This is a genomic window from Ramlibacter tataouinensis (genome assembly GCF_027941915.1).
Lineage (GTDB): Bacteria > Pseudomonadota > Gammaproteobacteria > Burkholderiales > Burkholderiaceae_C > Ramlibacter > Ramlibacter tataouinensis_C.
Genome location: NZ_CP116009.1, coordinates 1027421 through 1042116 on the forward strand (window position 1 = coordinate 1027421; position 14696 = coordinate 1042116).

Genomic DNA, 14696 nt, shown 5'->3' on the forward strand with positions numbered 1-14696 from the left:
CCGCTCCCGGCGATCGGCTAGGCGGCGAGCAACGCCCGATCGATCTCCCCCACCGACCGGCAGCCGCACAGGCGCATGGTGCGGGTGAGCTCCTCGCGCAGGATCTCCAGCGCGCGCCGCGCGCCCGGCTCCCCCGCGGCCGCGACGCCATAGAGGACGCCGCGCCCCACCAGCACGCCGCTGGCACCCGCCGCGAGGGCCTGCACGACATGCCGGCCGCGGCGCACTCCGCCATCGAGCAGGACTTCGGCGCGGCCCTGCACCGCCGCCACCACGGCGGGCAGCGCATCGAAGGTGGGCATGGCGCCATCGAGTTGGCGCCCGCCGTGGTTCGACACCACCAGCGCGTCGCAGCCCATGGCCGCCAGGCGCTGCGCATCGCCGGCGCGCAGCACGCCCTTGACGATGAACTTGCGCGGCCAGTGATCGCGGATGCGCTGCAGCGCGTCCCAGCCGAAGGACGCATCCATGTTGCTGCCCACCGTGGATCCCGCCGAGGTCGTCTTGCCGGAACCCCCCGCCAGGCCCACCATGTTGCCCATCACCGGCTGGCCGCGCAGCAGCATGGGCAGGCTCCAGCCCGGACGGGAGGCGAAGTCCAGGAAGTTCCGGGGCGTGAGCCGGAAGGGCAGCGTGAAATGGTTGCGGCGGTCGCGCTCGCGGTTGCCGCCGACCGGCAGGTCCACCGTGATGACCAGCGCCTCGTAGTCGGCCGCGCGCGCACGCTCGACCCAACCGTGCACGAACTCGGTCTGGCGCAGCATGTAGGGCTGGAACCAGAGCCGCCCGCCGGCCGATCGGGCGACCTCCTCGATGGTGCTGTGCGCGGCGCTCGAAAGCGTATAGGGCACCCCCGCCGCCGCCGCGGCGCGTGCCACGGCGACGTCCGCGCCGCGCCAACCGAGGCCGATCGCACCCATGGGAGCGATGGCCAGCGGCAGGGCGGACGGCGCGCCAAGGAGCCTCGTCGCCGTATCCACCTGCGAGACGTCCGTCAGCACCCGGGGCAGCAGGCGCGCCTGCTCGAAGGCGGCCGTGTTGGCGCCCAGGCTGATCTCCTCCTCGGCGCCGCCGTCGAAGAAGTCGAACACGGCCCGCGGCAGGCGCCGGCGCGCCAGCGCCCGCAGCTGCGCGATGGACTGGGCCCGGTGCAGCGCGGGTGCCATCTCAGCCCGTCTTCAGGCCGAGCGATTTCACGACCTGGCTCCAGTTCTCGTTCTCGCGCGCCAGCTCCGCCGCAAGCGCAGCCGCCGACGCGTGCTGCGGCACCGCGCCCTGGGACGCGAAGGAGCGCAGCACTTCCGGCGTCTTCAGCGCCTGCGCGAGCTCGCCATCCAGGCGCGCCACGATCGCCGGCGGCAGGCCGGCAGGCCCGAGCAGGAACAGGCGCGACATGACGTTGAAGCCGGGGGCCACTTCCGAGACGGAGCGCCACGAAGGCTCGCCCGCCCAGCCCCCCGAATGCAGCAGGGCGATCACGCGCAGCTTGCCGGCCTTCGCGTGCTCTTCGGCGGCGCTCGCGCTGATGACCGCCAGGGGCATCTGGCCCGAAAGAAGGTCCGGCATGATCGCGGAGGCACCCTTGTAGGGAACGTGGTCCACGTCCAGGCCCAGCTGCTTCTTCAGCATCTCCATGCTCAGGTTGTGCAGCGTGCCCACGCCCGAGGTGGCGTAGAAGTACTTGCCCGGCCGCGCCTTGATCTCGCGCACGAAGCCTTCGGGGTCGCGCGCGGGAAAAGCGGGATGGGCCACGATCGCCATGGGGCTCCCGGCGATGCCGGCCACCGGCGTGAAGCGCGTGACGTCCGCGCTGGCGCGGCCCTGCATGTGGCGGGCGATGAGCGTCGACGTGCCGCTCAGGAGCAGGACATGGCCGTCGGCTGGCGCGTTGGCCACGAAATCGGCGGCCAGGGTGGAAGCCGCACCGGGTTTGTTCTCCACCACGAGGGCCTGGCCCAGGCGCGGCGCCAGCCGATCGGCCAGGGTGCGCGCCATCTCGTCGACGGCGCCGCCCGGCGAGAAGCCCACGATGATGCGGATGGGACGGCTCGGCCAGGCCGGTTGGGCCCGCGCGGCCAGCGGGACCAGCAGCGCGGCGCCAAGGCCGGCCAGGGTGGTGCGTCTATCCATGGTTGTCTCCTCGTTCTGGAATGGGCCTCAGGCGCAGGCGAACTGCCTGGCCGCCTGCAGGTCAGGCTCGAAGCCGAGCCCGGGCTGGTCGGGCAGCTGCAGCCAGCCGTCCTGGGGTGTGGGCAATCCGGGGAAGAAGCTGCCGCAGGCGACGACGGCGAAATGGTGGTACTCCACCATCGTGCCGTTGGACACGCCGGCTTGCAGGTGCATGTTGTGGAAGGTCCAGGCGCCGCCGTTGACCACCGGCAGGTTGTGCGCATCGGCGTAGGCGGCGATCTTCAGGCACTGCGTGTAGCCGCCGCCGATCACGGTATTGGGCTGCACGAAGTCCACCGCGCCGGCCTGGATCATGTCGCGGAAGCGGAACAGCAGGCCCTCGTTCTGGCCAGCGGCCACGGCCATGCCCGTGCGGCGCCGCAGCTCCGCCATCTGCGCCACGTCGTTCTGCGTGATGGGCTCTTCGAAGAACGCGATGTCGCAGTCCGACACCCACTTGGCCAACTGTGTGGCATGCGCCAGGTCGAGGCAGCAGTTCGCGTCGATGTACAGCTCCACCTCGGGCCCGACCGCCTCGCGCACGGCCCGCACGCGGCGGGCGTCCTCGCGGATGGTGTCCATGAGGGTGGCGCCGCGGTCACGCTGCTGCAGGCCCTGGTGTCCCACCACCATCTTGAGCCGCCGGTGGCCCTGCCCCACCCAGTGCAGGGCCGCCTCGGTCAGCTGCTCGCGGTCGAAGCCCGGGAAGCCGAAGGTGGTGTAGACCTGCACGCGCTCGCGCGCCCCGCCCAGCAGCCGCCAGACCGGCTGCCCGAGCGCCTTGCCCTTGATGTCCCACAGCGCCGTGTCAACGGCCGCCATGGCGTGGCTGGCGAAACCGGTCTGGCCGCGCGGCGAGAGCAGCCAGTACATGCGCTCCCACACGGACTCGTGGCGCAGGGGATCCAGGCCCTTGAGGGCGGGCGCCAGCACCTGGTTGACGGCGGCGGCAGCGACGCGCGCGTCCGTGATGGCCGTGATCCCGTAGCCCTTGAGCCCGTCCTCCGTCTCCACCTCCACGAGGCAGATGGACATGTTGTGGGTGCTGCGGAAGCCGGCGAAATTCACCTCGGCGGGCACCAGCAGGGGCTGGGCATGGATGCGTGCAATCTTCATTGGCGGCGATGATCGCCCGTGCGGCGCACGCGCACCATTGCCAATCGGGGTAGCGAGCCTTCGCGCTTCGTCAAGGCTCCCCGCGCGCCGCGAGGAACGCCGCCAGCAGCTGCGCCGGCGGCGACAGCACCTCGAAGGGACGGTGGACGACGAAGTGCTGCCGCTGCGCCCACGCGTCCTGCAGCGCGAGCACGCGCACGCCAGCATGGACAGGCCTGGCCATGGCGGCACGCGGGAGCACGCCGACGCCCAGCCTGGCAGCGACCATCCGCACCAGCGCCTCGAAGCCGCGCACCTGGATGCTCACCTTCAGGGGGCTCCCGTGCGCGTTGGCCGCCGTCACGAGGACCGTCCTCAGCGCCGTCCCCGGAGGAAAGGCGACGAACTCCTGGTCCAGGACCTGTTCGAACCCGATCTTCTTGCGCCGGGGCAGCGGCCATGACGCGGGAACGAGCAGCACCAGTTCGTCGCGGCGGTAGGGGGCAACCGCCAGGTTCGCCGGCACCTCGGGCGAACGCGCGTGGAAGACGCCGACCTCCGTCGTGCCGTCCTGCACGGAGCGCAGCACCTCGCCGCTGGGCCGCTCGGTCAGGTCGATCCTCAGGTCACGGTGCACCGACAGGAAGGCCGGCAGGTCTTCCGGAAGGAACTGCAGCACCGAGGAACTGTTGGCCATGATGCGCACGGCGCCCCTGGCGCCGCAGGCGTGCTCCGACATGTCCCAGTGCATCCGGTCGAACGCGCCCTGGATCTCGTGCGCATGGCGCAGCAGGGCCGCGCCGGCGGCGGTGAGCGTCACCCCGCGCGGGCGCCGGTCCAGCAGGGGCAGCCCCACGTCGGCCTCCAGCTGCACGATCCGCCGGCTGGCCGCCGCCAGGGCGATGTTCATCCGCTCGGCGGCCGCGCTGATGGATCCGGTCTGTGCCACCGCCACGAACAGGCGCAGGCTGATGGGGTCGTATCGCATGGGCCGAGCATCGCATGGTCCTCCGGCCGCCCCGCCATCCATCGGCTTCCTCAAGGACGTGAGCGGCAGGGCTACCTGTGCGAGACCCCTTCCCGGCCCGCACTAGCGAATCGCCTGCGCAGCAGCAGCCATTCGACGATATCGAACGCCCACTGCGTCAACAGCGCCAGGATCGCCGCCGGAATGGCGCCGGCCAGCATGAAGGCCGTGTCGTTGACCGCCAGCCCTGCGACGATGCGCTCGCCCAGCCCGCCGGCGCCGATGAAGGTGGCGACCGTGGCGACGCCGACGTTCAGCACCGCGGCGGTCTGGATGCCGGCGAAGATGGTGGGCGCGGCCAGCGGCAGCTCGATGCCGCGCAGCACCTGCCCGCTGCGCAGCCCGAGCGCCAACCCGGCCAGCCGCATGCCCGGCGGCAGCGAGGCCAGCCCGGCGTGCGTGTTGCGCACGATCGGCAGCAGCGCATAGAGCGACAGCGCCAGCAGGGCCGGCACGAATCCGATGGCGCCCACCAGCGCGATCAGGAACGCCAGCAGCGCCAGCGAAGGCACCGTCTGCAGCATGCCGACCAGCGCCGCCAGCGGGCGGCCGAGCCGCGGGCGCCGCGCGGCCAGCACGCCCGCCGGGATGCCGATCGCGGTGGCGATCGCGACCGAGGCGAACACCAGTATCAGGTGCTCGCGCAGCAGCCGCGGAAGGTCGGGGGCCAGCAGCCGGTCCAGGAAACCCTGGCCCTGGGTGGCCCGGGCGGCCGCCACCGCGGCGCTGCCGCCTGCGCCGGCCGCCCGGTTGCGGGCCAGGAAGTCACGGGCCACCTGCTCGAAGGTCCTGCCGTCGATCTCCGCTTGCGCGTTCATCGCCTGCATCGCGCGGTCGTCGATGCGGCCGGCCAGCGCCGCAGCCAGGATCCGCTCGTCGAGCGTCGCGCGCATCAGCAGGACCGCGTCGTAGCGCGGAAAGAAGTGGCGATCGTCCCGCAGCACGCGCAGCCCGAGCCGGGCGATCTGCGCATCCGTCGTATACGCATCGACCACGTCCACCTGCTTGCGGGCGAGCGCCTGGTAGGCCAGGCCGTGGTCCAGCCCGCTGCCCGGCGTGAACGGCAGTCCGTACGCCGCCTTGAGGGCGTTCCAGCCGTCGGCGCGCACCAAGAACTCGTGCGACAGGCCGAAGCGCAGCGGTGCGCCGGTCTTCGCCAGGTCGGAGAGCGTCGCGATGCCGAGCCGCGCGGCATCGTCCTCGCGCATCGCCAGCGCATAGCTGTTGTTGAAGCCGAGCGGCACCGCCGCCTTCAGCCCCTTGGGGGCCAGCCAGCGATTGATCTGCTCCAGGGATGGGGCGGCGGCCTCGGCACCCTCCTTCTTCAGCAGCTCGCGCACGATCGTGCCGGTGTACTCGGGATAGAGGGCGATGGAGCCCGTGGCGAGCGCCTGCTCCATCACCGCCGTGTTGCCCAGCCCCTGGCGGTGCACGGCCGGCACGCCGGCGTCGACCAGCACCTGGCGTGCGATCTCCCCCAGCACGTAGCTTTCGGTGAAGCGCTTGGAGCCGACCACCACCGGATCCGCCCCCGCTGCCGGGAGAGCCGCCCCCAGCAGGCCGAGGGTGAGGACGAAGGCCGCCAGGTTCATCTCACCCGGAAAGGACGTTCATTCGCCTTGCCCGAGCACATCGGCCAGCGCCAGCAAGCTCGTGCAGTGCAGGTCGTTGTCCGGCCGCGGGGCCACGTCCTTCGGATGGGCTGGGCCGAACTCGAACGGGCGTTCCACGTACGCGGTACGCAGGCCGCAGGCGCGCGCCCCCGCGAGATCGTCGTGGTGCGCAGCCACGAGCATCACCTGCTCGGGCCGCAGGTCGAAGACTTGCGCGACCCCGAGATAGGTCGCCGGATCCGGCTTGTAGGCGCGGAACACCTCGGCCGACAGCACGCAATCCCATGGCAGGCCGGCGCGCCTGGCCATGTTGGTGAGCAGCCCGATGTTGCCGTTGGACAGCGTGCAAAGGGTGTAGCGGCGCTTCAGCCGGCGCAGCCCCTCGACGCTGTCCGGCCACGGGTCCAGCCGGTGCCACACGCGATTGAGGTGCACGCGATCCGCCTCGCCCAGGCCTTCGAGTCCGAATCGCGGCAGGAGGTCGTCGAGGATCATCCGGTGCAACTCGTCGATGCGCGTCCAGCCGAGCTCGCCACGCGCCACGCGCGCCATCGCCGGCTTGTAGCCTTCGCGCCAGGCACGTGCGAACGCGTCCCCGTCCACCTGAGGGTGCAACTGGGCCATCTCGCGCACGATGCTGCCGTGCCAATCGACGACCGTGCCGAAGATGTCGAAGGCCAGCACCCGGACGCTGCCGGCGAGATCGGTGGAAGGGCTCATGCGCACCAGTCTACGGGCATGGCATGGGCCGGCGGGCTGCTCGAGTGTTGCCGCGGTCCTACCGCCCCTATCGGTGCGGCGCTGGCACCGGCGCCGGCTGCTGCTCGCTCGTCGATGCGAACCAGGTACCGCGCGACAGGAAGGTGTAGTCGGCCTCCAGCGCCCCGATGCCGAGCAGCGTGATCAGCAGCAGGGGCGGCACCAGGATGGCGTAGACCAGCGCGAGCCGCTCCCAGAGCATGTGCATGAAGACGGACACGATCAACCCGGCCTTCAGGAGCATGAAGACGACGATCAGGGTCCAGCGCAGCAGGCCCTGGACCTCGAAGTAGTCGACGGCGTAGGACGCGGCGCTGAGCACGAACAGCAGGCCCCAGATCTTGAAATAGATCCCGAGCGGATGCTGCTGCCCCTGGGCGTGCGCGGCGGGGTGGTCCGCGGGGTGTTCCGCTGGCGGATGCTCTGCCGGGTCCATGCGCTGCTCCTGGCTTACCAGAGATAGAAGAACGCGAAGATGAAGACCCACACCAGGTCCACGAAGTGCCAGTACAGGCCCATGATCTCGACGATCTCGTAGTTCCCTCGGCGCCCGGTCAGGAAGCCCGGCCGCTGGGCGTCGAGGTCGCCGCGCCGCACCTTCAGCGCGACGATCAGCAGGAAGATCACGCCGATGGTCACGTGCGTGCCATGGAAGCCGGTGATCATGAAGAACGCCGATCCGAACTGGGCCGCGCCCCAGGGGTTGCCCCAGGGGCGCACCCCTTCGGCGATCAGCTTGGACCACTCGAAGGCCTGCATGCACACGAAGGTGGCGCCCAGGGCCGCTGTGGCCAGCAGCAGCGCAAAGGTCCGCCGGCGGTCACGGCGGTAGCCGTAGTTCACCGCCAGCGCCATGGTGCCGCTGCTGCTGATCAGGACGAAGGTCATGATCGCAATCAGCAGCAACGGCACCTCGCGGCCGAACAGCGTCAGCGCGAAGACCTCGCTGGGGTTGGGCCAGGGCACGGTGGTCGATATCCGCACCGTCATGTACGAGATCAGGAAGCTGCCGAAGATGAAGGTGTCGCTGAGCAGGAAGATCCACATCATCGGCTTGCCCCATGGCACCGCCTTGAAGGCGCGCTGGTCCGAAGACACGTCCGCGACGATGCTTCGCCAGCGCCCGCCGGCGGGCGCGCCTGCCGATGCCGTTCCTGCCTGGATTGCACTCATGGTCCTGCGCTCCTCGATTTCCACGCCGCCCCCTCACAAGGGACCCGCCGAGCAGATCGCCAGCCCGAGGTTTTCGGAGACCAGCAGCGCGTACAGCACCAGCCAGACGGCGAGCAGGTAATGCCAGTAGGTGGCGCACAGCTCCACGCCCAGGCGAACCGCTGACGGGTCGGAGCCGCGCCAGACCCGCGACACCGCGCGCGACCAGGCCACCAGGCCACCCGCCACGTGCAGGCCGTGCACCGCGGTGAACAGGTAGAAGAACGCCGCGGCCGCGCTGCTGGAGGCGAAGTAGTCCGCGTCGTTCAGCTGTTTCCAGACGACCAGCTGGCCGGCCAGGAAGCCGGCCGTCAGCAGGCCGCTCGCCACCAGGCCCCGCCGCAGCGCGCCGCCGTCGCCGCGGTGCAGGCCGCGGACGGACCCCGCCATCGACAGGCTCGCGGCCACCAGCAGCGCGGTGTTCAGCATCAGCAGCCGGGGCCGTGGGATCGGGCTCCAGTCGGCAAAACCCAGGCGCATGGCATACGCGCTGATGAACAGCACGAACAGCGAGGTCGCGACCGCGAGGAATACCCACAGCCCGGTCTTCGCCGCGGGCCGGTGGGGCGCGATAGCCGGCGCCGCAACCGCGATCTGCCAGGGCTGCACGTTGATCGTCTGCCGCAACAGCCAGCCCACGATGACGGCCATCATCAGCGACAGGAACACCAGGGCCAGGGTCATGGCGCTACGCTCGGGCCGGTTGCTCGTTGCGGACCCAGGCTTCGGCCGGCACCTCGGCGGGCGGAACGTTCTGGGGGATGTAGTCGGCCTGGACGCCCGGAACGCCGTAGTCGTAGGCCCAGCGGTACACGACCGGCAATTCCTTGCCGAAGTTGCCGTGCTTCGGCGGCGTGTCCGGCGTCTGCCACTCCAGCGTGGTGGCGCCCCAGGGATTGCCGCCGGACGGCTTGCCGCGCCAGTAGCTGATCGCCAGGTTGTACAGGAACACGAGCTGCACGGCGCCCACGACGAAGGCCGCGATCGAGATCCACGCGTTGAGCAGGTGGGCCGACTCGGGAATGAAGCTCGTGCCGCCGATCGCGTAGTAGCGGCGGGGAACGCCCATGAACCCGAGGTAGTGCATGGGGTAGAAGATCGCGTAGGTGCCGACGAAGGTGACCCAGAAGTGGAACTTGCCCAGCGTCTCGTCCAGCATCCGCCCGGTGACCTTGGGATACCAGTGGTAGATCGCCCCGAACACCACCAGCACCGGGGCGATCCCCATCACCATGTGGAAGTGCGCGACGACGAACATGGTGTCCGACAACGGCATGTCGACCACCACGTTGCCCAGGAACAGGCCCGTCAGGCCGCCGTTGACGAAGGTGAAGATGAACGCGATGGCGAACAGCATCGGCACCGTCAGGCGGATGTTGCCGCGCCACAGGGTCAGCACCCAGTTGTAGACCTTGATGGCGGTGGGCACCGCGATGACCAGGGTGGTGGTGGCGAAGAAGAAGCCGAAGTGCGGATTCATGCCGCTCACGTACATGTGGTGCGCCCACACGACGAAGCTCAGGCCGCCGATCACCAGGATGGCCCAGACCATCATGCGGTAGCCGAAGATGTTCTTGCGCGCGTGGGTGCTGATCAGGTCCGAGACGATGCCGAACGCCGGCAGCGCCACGATGTAGACCTCGGGGTGACCGAAGAACCAGAACAGGTGCTGGAACAGCAGCGGGTTGCCGCCCGAGTACGCCAACTGCTGCCCCTTGGACACCAGCGCCGGCATGAAGAAGCTGGTGCCGAGCGTCTGGTCCAGCAGCATCATGACGGCGCTGACGAACAGCGCGGGAAAGGCCAGCAGCGCCAGGATGGTGGCCATGAAGATGCCCCACACCGTCAGCGGCATGCGCATCAGCGTCATGCCCCGGGTGCGGGCCTGCAGGACGGTCACCACGTAGTTCAGGCCCCCCATGGTGAAGCCGATGACGAACACCATGAGCGAGACCAGCATGAGGATGATGCCGGCGTGCGCGCCCGGCGTGCCCTCCAGGATGGCCTGCGGCGGATACAGGGTCCAGCCCGCGCCGGTGGGCCCGCCCGGCACGAACATGCTGGCGACCAGCAGGACCACGGCGAGCAGGTAGATCCAGTAGCTGAGCATGTTGACGTAGGGGAACACCATGTCGCGCGCCCCGACCATCAACGGAATCAGGTAGTTGCCGAAGCCGCCCAGGAACAGCGCCGTCAGCAGGTAGATCACCATGATCATCCCGTGCATGCTCACCAGCTGCAGGTAGGTGGCGGGGTCGATGAAGGCGAAGCGCCCCGGGAATCCGAGCTGCAGCCGCATCAGCCAGGAAAAGACCAGCGCCACCAGCCCGATGCCCATCGCGGTCAGCGCGTACTGGATGGCGATCACCTTCGCGTCCTGGCTCCAGACGTACTTGCCGATGAAAGTCTTCGGGTGGTAGAGCTCGGCCTCGCCGGTTTCCGCCGGCGGCGCGAAAGCGGTCTCGTCGTGCGCAACATGGGAGCTCATGGCGGCCTTCCGGAAGTCAGCGCGAGTTGATGTAGGCCAGCGTGTCGGCGATCACCGCGTCGTCGCTCAGCATCCCGGCAACCAGCCGCATCTGGGCGCCCCGGATGTCCTGCGGATGGTCGCCGCGCACGCCGTCCCTGAAGTTCTTCAACTGCCGGGCCATGTACCAGTCGCTCATGCCCTGCAGCCGGGGCGCCTGGGTCGCCGAGATGCCGCGACCGTCGGCGCCGTGGCAGGCCGCGCAGGTCGCGTAGTGCCGGCGGCCCTTGTCCACGTCGCCGCTGACCGTGTGCGCCGCCGGCGTGTCCGGCATCGAGGCGATGTAGCTGGCGACGTTGGCCAGGGCCGCCTCGTCGGGCAGCGTGGCGGCCATGGGCGCCATCATCTTGCCGAAGCTGTCCTTCTCATGCGTGCCCCGGGCGCCGCTCCTGAACAGGCGCAGCTGGCGCTCCAGGTACCAGGCCGGCTGCCCACCCAGCCGCGGCGCGTTCAGGGCCCTGTTGCCCTCGCCGTTGGCGCCATGGCAGGCCGCGCAGACGGCATAGGCGGCCTTGCCGGCTGCGGCGTTGCCGGGCACTCGCTCCGACGCCTGGGCGAACGTCGGTTGCCCGTTCAGCCAGGCTTCGTAGCTTGCGGGGTCGTCCACCACGAGCCGCCCGCGCATGGCGAAATGCCCGATCCCGCACAGCTCCTCGCACAGCAGGTCGAACGAACCGGTGCGGGTGGGCGTGAACCACGCATAGGTGACCTGGCCGGGCACCATGTCCATCTTGACGCGCAGTTGCGCCACGCCGAAGTTGTGCAGCACGTCCTTGGAGCGAAGCAGCAACTTGACCGGATGCCCCAGCGGCACGTGCAGGTCGGGGCTCGCCACCAGGATGTCGTCCCGGCCATTGGGATCGCTGGGGTTGAGGCCGAACGGATTCTCGTCCGTGACCAGGCGGGCGTTCACCGTACCCAGCTTGCCGTCCTTGCCGGGCAGCCGATAGCTCCAGTTCCATTGCCGCGCCAGCACCTCCACCACCTGGGCGTCCCCGGGGGCGTCGACGACTTTCGCCCAGACCAGCAGGCCCGGGGCCAGCATGGCCGCGACGCCGGCCGCGGTGAGGACCAGCAGCCACCACTCGAGCTGCTTGTTCTCGGGCTGGTAGGCGGAGCGGCTGTCGTGCCGGTGCCGGTAGCGGAGCACCGCCACGGCCATGAACACGTTCACCGCCACGAACACGACCCCGGTCACCCAGAAGGTGATGCCGATCGTCGTGTCGATGGCGCCCCAGTTCGAGGCGATCGGGGTGAAGTACCACGGGCTCAGGAAATGGAAGAGGACCGAGCCGAGGGCCAGCACGATCAGCGCGATGGCGATAGCCATGGTCAGCCCCGTGCAAGCGCGGCCGCCGGCCGGCGTGCCGTGCGCGGATCCGCAGGACGCAAACGCAGGGGACCGTGCACCGAAGCCTCCCTCGCGCGCGATAGCGCTTCGCCAAACTTGTACATCCGATGGCGCAGCCATGCAAGCCAACGGTGCTCGGCAGTGCGTCGCCGGTCACGCTGAGCCAGCGTGTGAAGCTCGTGCTTTGCGCAACCGATGAGGCACGGCTCCTGCCCTGCAAGGGAAGCGTTTACATCTTCCAGTTGCATGCCGCCGCCCTACCCTGTTAGTACTTAGGGCCGGATTTTCAAAGGAGAGTCAGATGAAACACTTCAGCCTCTCTTCCGGCATGACCACCATGCGCGGCATCTTCTATCCCAGGGGGCACATCGTGATGATGTTCCCCACCGAGAAGGACGCGCTCCTCGCGGCGAAGCTGTTGCGCGAGGATGGTGTGTCGGAGGACGAGATGTCCTTGGCGACGCCCGAGGAATTCGACCACGCGATCACGGGCTTGTGCGATGAGCACAGCGACCTGCTGCTGCCGTCGGTGGGAACCGAGGCGGACACGGCGCTGCATTTCCGCCAGCTCGCCCACGACGGCCACTACGCGCTCGTCGTGCACGCCAATGCCAGGCTGACGTCGGACCACGTGGTGGAGCTGCTGAAGGACACGCACTGCTCCTATGGGCAGCGCTACCGTTTCCTCGTCATCGAGGACCTGGTCTGCTGATGCGGCGGGCGCGGATCGCGCGCCCTTCCGCTCGGAAAGCCGGCATCGGCAGCGGCGCATCCGGAGCAAGTCCGCCCGCGACTTGACAGTCCGCCCGCGCCTTGACTTCTGGCGTTCGCCAACTACGGTTGTTGCCCCTTTCAACGCAGGAGGCGTGCCATGGAAAGCGTGCGACTGGACCCGACATTCCACCCATCGCCCCGCCTGGCGATGCAGGCGGAACCGGAACACATCGCCTACACGGCCCTGCTGTCGCCCGACCGTTCGCGCCCGGACGCGCTGGCCGTGGTCGACGTGGACGAGGGATCGGCCACGTACGGCACCGTGCTGAACCGGGCCGAGCTGCCCCACCGCGGCGACGAATTGCACCACTTCGGATGGAACGCGTGCAGCTCGGCGCTGTCGCCCCTGTCGTGCAACGCGTTCCTGCAGCGGCGCTACCTGCTCGTGCCCGGCATCCGCTCGTCGCGGATGTACGTGTTCGACACCCAGCCGGACCCGCGCCAGCTGCGGCTGGTCAAGACCATCGAGCCGGATGAGATCCGCAGCCGGACGGGCTATTCGCGTCCGCACACGGTGCACTGCGGGCCCGAGGGCATCTACGTCAGCACGCTCGGCGGCGGCGGGCCCGACGGCACGCTCGGCCCGCCCGGCATCTTCCTGATGGACTGCCAGACCTTCGAGGTGCTGGGCCGCTGGGAGATCGACCGCGGGCCGCAGGAGCTGCACTACGACTTCTGGTGGAACCTGCCGCGCGACTACATGGTGTCGAGCGAGTGGGGCCTGCCGCCGCAGTTCGAGAACGGCCTGGTCCCCGAGGACCTGCTCGGCAACAAGTACGGCCACCGCCTGCACTTCTGGAACCTGCGCGACCGCCGGCACGTGCAGACGATCGACCTGGGCGCCAACCACCAGATGGCTCTGGAGGTCCGGCCCGCGCACGACCCGAGCCGCGACTACGGCTTCGTCGGCGTGGTCGTCGACACGACCAACCTGGAGGCGTCGATCTGGACCTGGTGGCGCGAAGGCGGAACGTTCCATGCGCGCAAGACCGCGACCGTCCCGCCCGAGCCGGCCGATCCGGCACGGTTGCCGGAGCTGCTCAAGGGCTTCGCTGCCGTGCCGCCGCTGATCAGCGACATCGACCTGTCGATGGACGACCGTTTCCTGTACGTGGCCTGCTGGGGCACGGGCGAACTGCGGCAGTACGACGTGACCGACCCGCTCAAGCCGACCCTGACCGGCAGCGTGCGCGTCGGCGGCATCGTGGCGCACCAGCAGCACCCCAGCGGCCGCGCCTTCGGCGGCGGGCCGCAGATGACGGAGATCAGCCGGGACGGCCACCGCGTGTTCTTCACCAACTCGCTGTACAGCACGTGGGATCGCCAGTTCTACCCGGACGGCATCCCGGGCGTGCAGGTGATGTGCCGGGTCGCACCGCAGGGCGGGCTCGAGCTCGATCCCCGGTTCTACGTCGAGTTCGGCGATGGCTATGCCGCCCACCAGGTCCGCCTGCAGGGCGGCGACTGCTCGACCGATTCCTTCTGCTATCCCTCGGCTTGAGCAGCACTTCGGCGCTCTGGCTGGCCGTCGTCGCGCTCGGCCTGTACCACGGGCTCAATCCGGCGATGGGCTGGCCCCTGGCGGTCGCGAACGGGCTGGCCCAGCGGCGCAGCCGCGCCGTCTTCGCCACCCTGCTGCCCTTGGGCGGCGGCCACCTGGCGGCCATGTCGGCCGCGCTGTTGCCGTTCGCCTGGCTGGTGGGCTATGTGTCCTGGAGCCGTGCGATCCAGCTGGCCGCGGGCGGGCTGGTCCTGCTGTTCGGGGTCTACCGCCTGCTGCGGCGCCGGCATCCCCGCGCCCTGGCACGCATCCGCCCCACGCAACTGGCCTGGTGGTCCTTCTGGATGGCAACCGCCCATGGCGCCGGCCTGATGCTGCTGCCCTTCACGCTGGGCCTGTGCCGCTCGCCGCCGGAGGCGGGTGGCGGGTCGGCGGCCCATGCGGCGGTGATGGGCGCGATGGGCACGTCCAATGTCATCACCGCCCTGTCGGTGGCGGCCGTGCACACCGCCGCGATGCTGCTGGCGGGCCTGTGCATCGCATGGGCCGTCTACCGCTACCTGGGGCTGAAGTTCCTGTCGCGGGTGTGGTTGAACCTCGATGCCGCCTGGGCCGGCAGCCTGGTGCTGGCGGGTGCGGCAGGGGTCGTGTCGGCCGCCTGAAACCGG

At 69.8% G+C, this 14696-nt stretch carries 14 protein-coding genes; 3 read left to right on the plus strand and 11 right to left on the minus strand.

All coding sequences use genetic code 11. The annotated features are described in order from the left end of the window. Positions 1–17 precede the first annotated feature (17 nt). From PE066_RS04725 to PE066_RS04775, 11 genes are all read right to left on the minus strand, one after another. Positions 18–1166 carry an alpha-hydroxy acid oxidase gene (locus PE066_RS04725; RefSeq protein ID WP_271235410.1) on the minus strand — a complete coding sequence of 383 codons (1149 nt, stop codon included), beginning with the start codon at positions 1164–1166 and terminating at the stop codon, positions 18–20. 1 nt (position 1167) lies between these two features. Further along, the gene (locus tag PE066_RS04730; protein ID WP_271235411.1) at positions 1168–2130 is read right to left on the minus strand and encodes a Bug family tripartite tricarboxylate transporter substrate binding protein; all 963 of its coding nucleotides are present in this window, start codon (positions 2128–2130) and stop codon (positions 1168–1170) included. A gap of 27 nt (positions 2131–2157) precedes the next feature. After that, positions 2158–3285: a mandelate racemase/muconate lactonizing enzyme family protein gene (locus tag PE066_RS04735; protein ID WP_271235412.1), complete on the minus strand. Its 1128-nt coding sequence runs from the start codon at positions 3283–3285 to the stop codon at positions 2158–2160. A gap of 70 nt (positions 3286–3355) precedes the next feature. Next, on the minus strand, positions 3356–4252 hold the full coding sequence (locus tag PE066_RS04740) for a LysR family transcriptional regulator (RefSeq protein ID WP_271235413.1): 897 nt from the start codon (positions 4250–4252) through the stop codon (positions 3356–3358). A 71-nt stretch (positions 4253–4323) separates the two neighbouring features. After that, on the minus strand, positions 4324–5883 hold the full coding sequence (locus tag PE066_RS04745) for an ABC transporter permease/substrate-binding protein (RefSeq protein WP_271235414.1): 1560 nt from the start codon (positions 5881–5883) through the stop codon (positions 4324–4326). An 18-nt stretch (positions 5884–5901) separates the two neighbouring features. After that, a complete protein-coding gene (locus PE066_RS04750) occupies positions 5902–6624 on the minus strand; it encodes a haloacid dehalogenase type II (RefSeq protein WP_271235415.1) in 723 nt (240 codons plus the stop codon). A 67-nt stretch (positions 6625–6691) separates the two neighbouring features. Then, the gene (locus PE066_RS04755; protein ID WP_271235416.1) at positions 6692–7099 is read right to left on the minus strand and encodes a cytochrome C oxidase subunit IV family protein; all 408 of its coding nucleotides are present in this window, start codon (positions 7097–7099) and stop codon (positions 6692–6694) included. 14 nt (positions 7100–7113) lie between these two features. After that, the gene (locus PE066_RS04760) at positions 7114–7836 is read right to left on the minus strand and encodes a heme-copper oxidase subunit III family protein (RefSeq protein WP_271235417.1); all 723 of its coding nucleotides are present in this window, start codon (positions 7834–7836) and stop codon (positions 7114–7116) included. A 33-nt stretch (positions 7837–7869) separates the two neighbouring features. Next, positions 7870–8559 carry a cytochrome c oxidase subunit 3 gene (locus PE066_RS04765; protein ID WP_271235418.1) on the minus strand — a complete coding sequence of 230 codons (690 nt, stop codon included), beginning with the start codon at positions 8557–8559 and terminating at the stop codon, positions 7870–7872. Between the two features lie 4 nt (positions 8560–8563). Then, positions 8564–10363, minus strand: coding sequence for a cytochrome c oxidase subunit I (locus tag PE066_RS04770; RefSeq protein WP_271235419.1), 1800 nt, complete (start codon positions 10361–10363; stop codon positions 8564–8566). 16 nt (positions 10364–10379) lie between these two features. Continuing rightward, positions 10380–11732, minus strand: coding sequence for a c-type cytochrome (locus tag PE066_RS04775; RefSeq protein ID WP_271235420.1), 1353 nt, complete (start codon positions 11730–11732; stop codon positions 10380–10382). A 322-nt stretch (positions 11733–12054) separates the two neighbouring features. Between PE066_RS04775 and PE066_RS04780 the strand changes: the two genes are divergently transcribed. The 3 genes from PE066_RS04780 (at position 12055) to PE066_RS04790 (ending at position 14690) form a co-directional block, all read left to right on the plus strand. Then, positions 12055–12465: an RNA-binding protein gene (locus tag PE066_RS04780; RefSeq protein WP_271235421.1), complete on the plus strand. Its 411-nt coding sequence runs from the start codon at positions 12055–12057 to the stop codon at positions 12463–12465. Positions 12466–12624: 159 nt separating this feature from the next. Then, positions 12625–14028 (plus strand): selenium-binding protein SBP56-related protein, encoded by a 1404-nt coding sequence (locus PE066_RS04785; RefSeq protein ID WP_271235422.1) that lies wholly within the window; start codon positions 12625–12627, stop codon positions 14026–14028. After that, positions 14025–14690, plus strand: a complete 666-nt coding sequence (locus PE066_RS04790) for a hypothetical protein (RefSeq protein ID WP_271235423.1) — start codon at positions 14025–14027, stop codon at positions 14688–14690. Before PE066_RS04785 ends, PE066_RS04790 begins: the two co-directional genes overlap by 4 nt. The last annotated feature ends 6 nt before the right edge of the window (positions 14691–14696 follow it).

What these genes read in the sequence shown, in the direction of transcription:
- PE066_RS04740 (WP_271235413.1), bottom strand. Translation starts at nt 4,252, where the DNA reads ATGCGATACGACCCCATCAGCCTGCGCCTGTTCGTGGCGGTGGCACAG.
- PE066_RS04735 (WP_271235412.1), bottom strand. Translation starts at nt 3,285, where the DNA reads ATGAAGATTGCACGCATCCATGCCCAGCCCCTGCTGGTGCCCGCCGAG.
- PE066_RS04785 (WP_271235422.1), top strand. Translation starts at nt 12,625, where the DNA reads ATGGAAAGCGTGCGACTGGACCCGACATTCCACCCATCGCCCCGCCTG.
- PE066_RS04765 (WP_271235418.1), bottom strand. Translation starts at nt 8,559, where the DNA reads ATGACCCTGGCCCTGGTGTTCCTGTCGCTGATGATGGCCGTCATCGTG.
- PE066_RS04725 (WP_271235410.1), bottom strand. Translation starts at nt 1,166, where the DNA reads ATGGCACCCGCGCTGCACCGGGCCCAGTCCATCGCGCAGCTGCGGGCG.
- PE066_RS04780 (WP_271235421.1), top strand. Translation starts at nt 12,055, where the DNA reads ATGAAACACTTCAGCCTCTCTTCCGGCATGACCACCATGCGCGGCATC.
- PE066_RS04730 (WP_271235411.1), bottom strand. Translation starts at nt 2,130, where the DNA reads ATGGATAGACGCACCACCCTGGCCGGCCTTGGCGCCGCGCTGCTGGTC.
- PE066_RS04755 (WP_271235416.1), bottom strand. Translation starts at nt 7,099, where the DNA reads ATGGACCCGGCAGAGCATCCGCCAGCGGAACACCCCGCGGACCACCCC.
- PE066_RS04745 (WP_271235414.1), bottom strand. Translation starts at nt 5,883, where the DNA reads ATGAACCTGGCGGCCTTCGTCCTCACCCTCGGCCTGCTGGGGGCGGCT.
- PE066_RS04750 (WP_271235415.1), bottom strand. Translation starts at nt 6,624, where the DNA reads ATGAGCCCTTCCACCGATCTCGCCGGCAGCGTCCGGGTGCTGGCCTTC.
- PE066_RS04760 (WP_271235417.1), bottom strand. Translation starts at nt 7,836, where the DNA reads ATGAGTGCAATCCAGGCAGGAACGGCATCGGCAGGCGCGCCCGCCGGC.
- PE066_RS04775 (WP_271235420.1), bottom strand. Translation starts at nt 11,732, where the DNA reads ATGGCTATCGCCATCGCGCTGATCGTGCTGGCCCTCGGCTCGGTCCTC.
- PE066_RS04770 (WP_271235419.1), bottom strand. Translation starts at nt 10,363, where the DNA reads ATGAGCTCCCATGTTGCGCACGACGAGACCGCTTTCGCGCCGCCGGCG.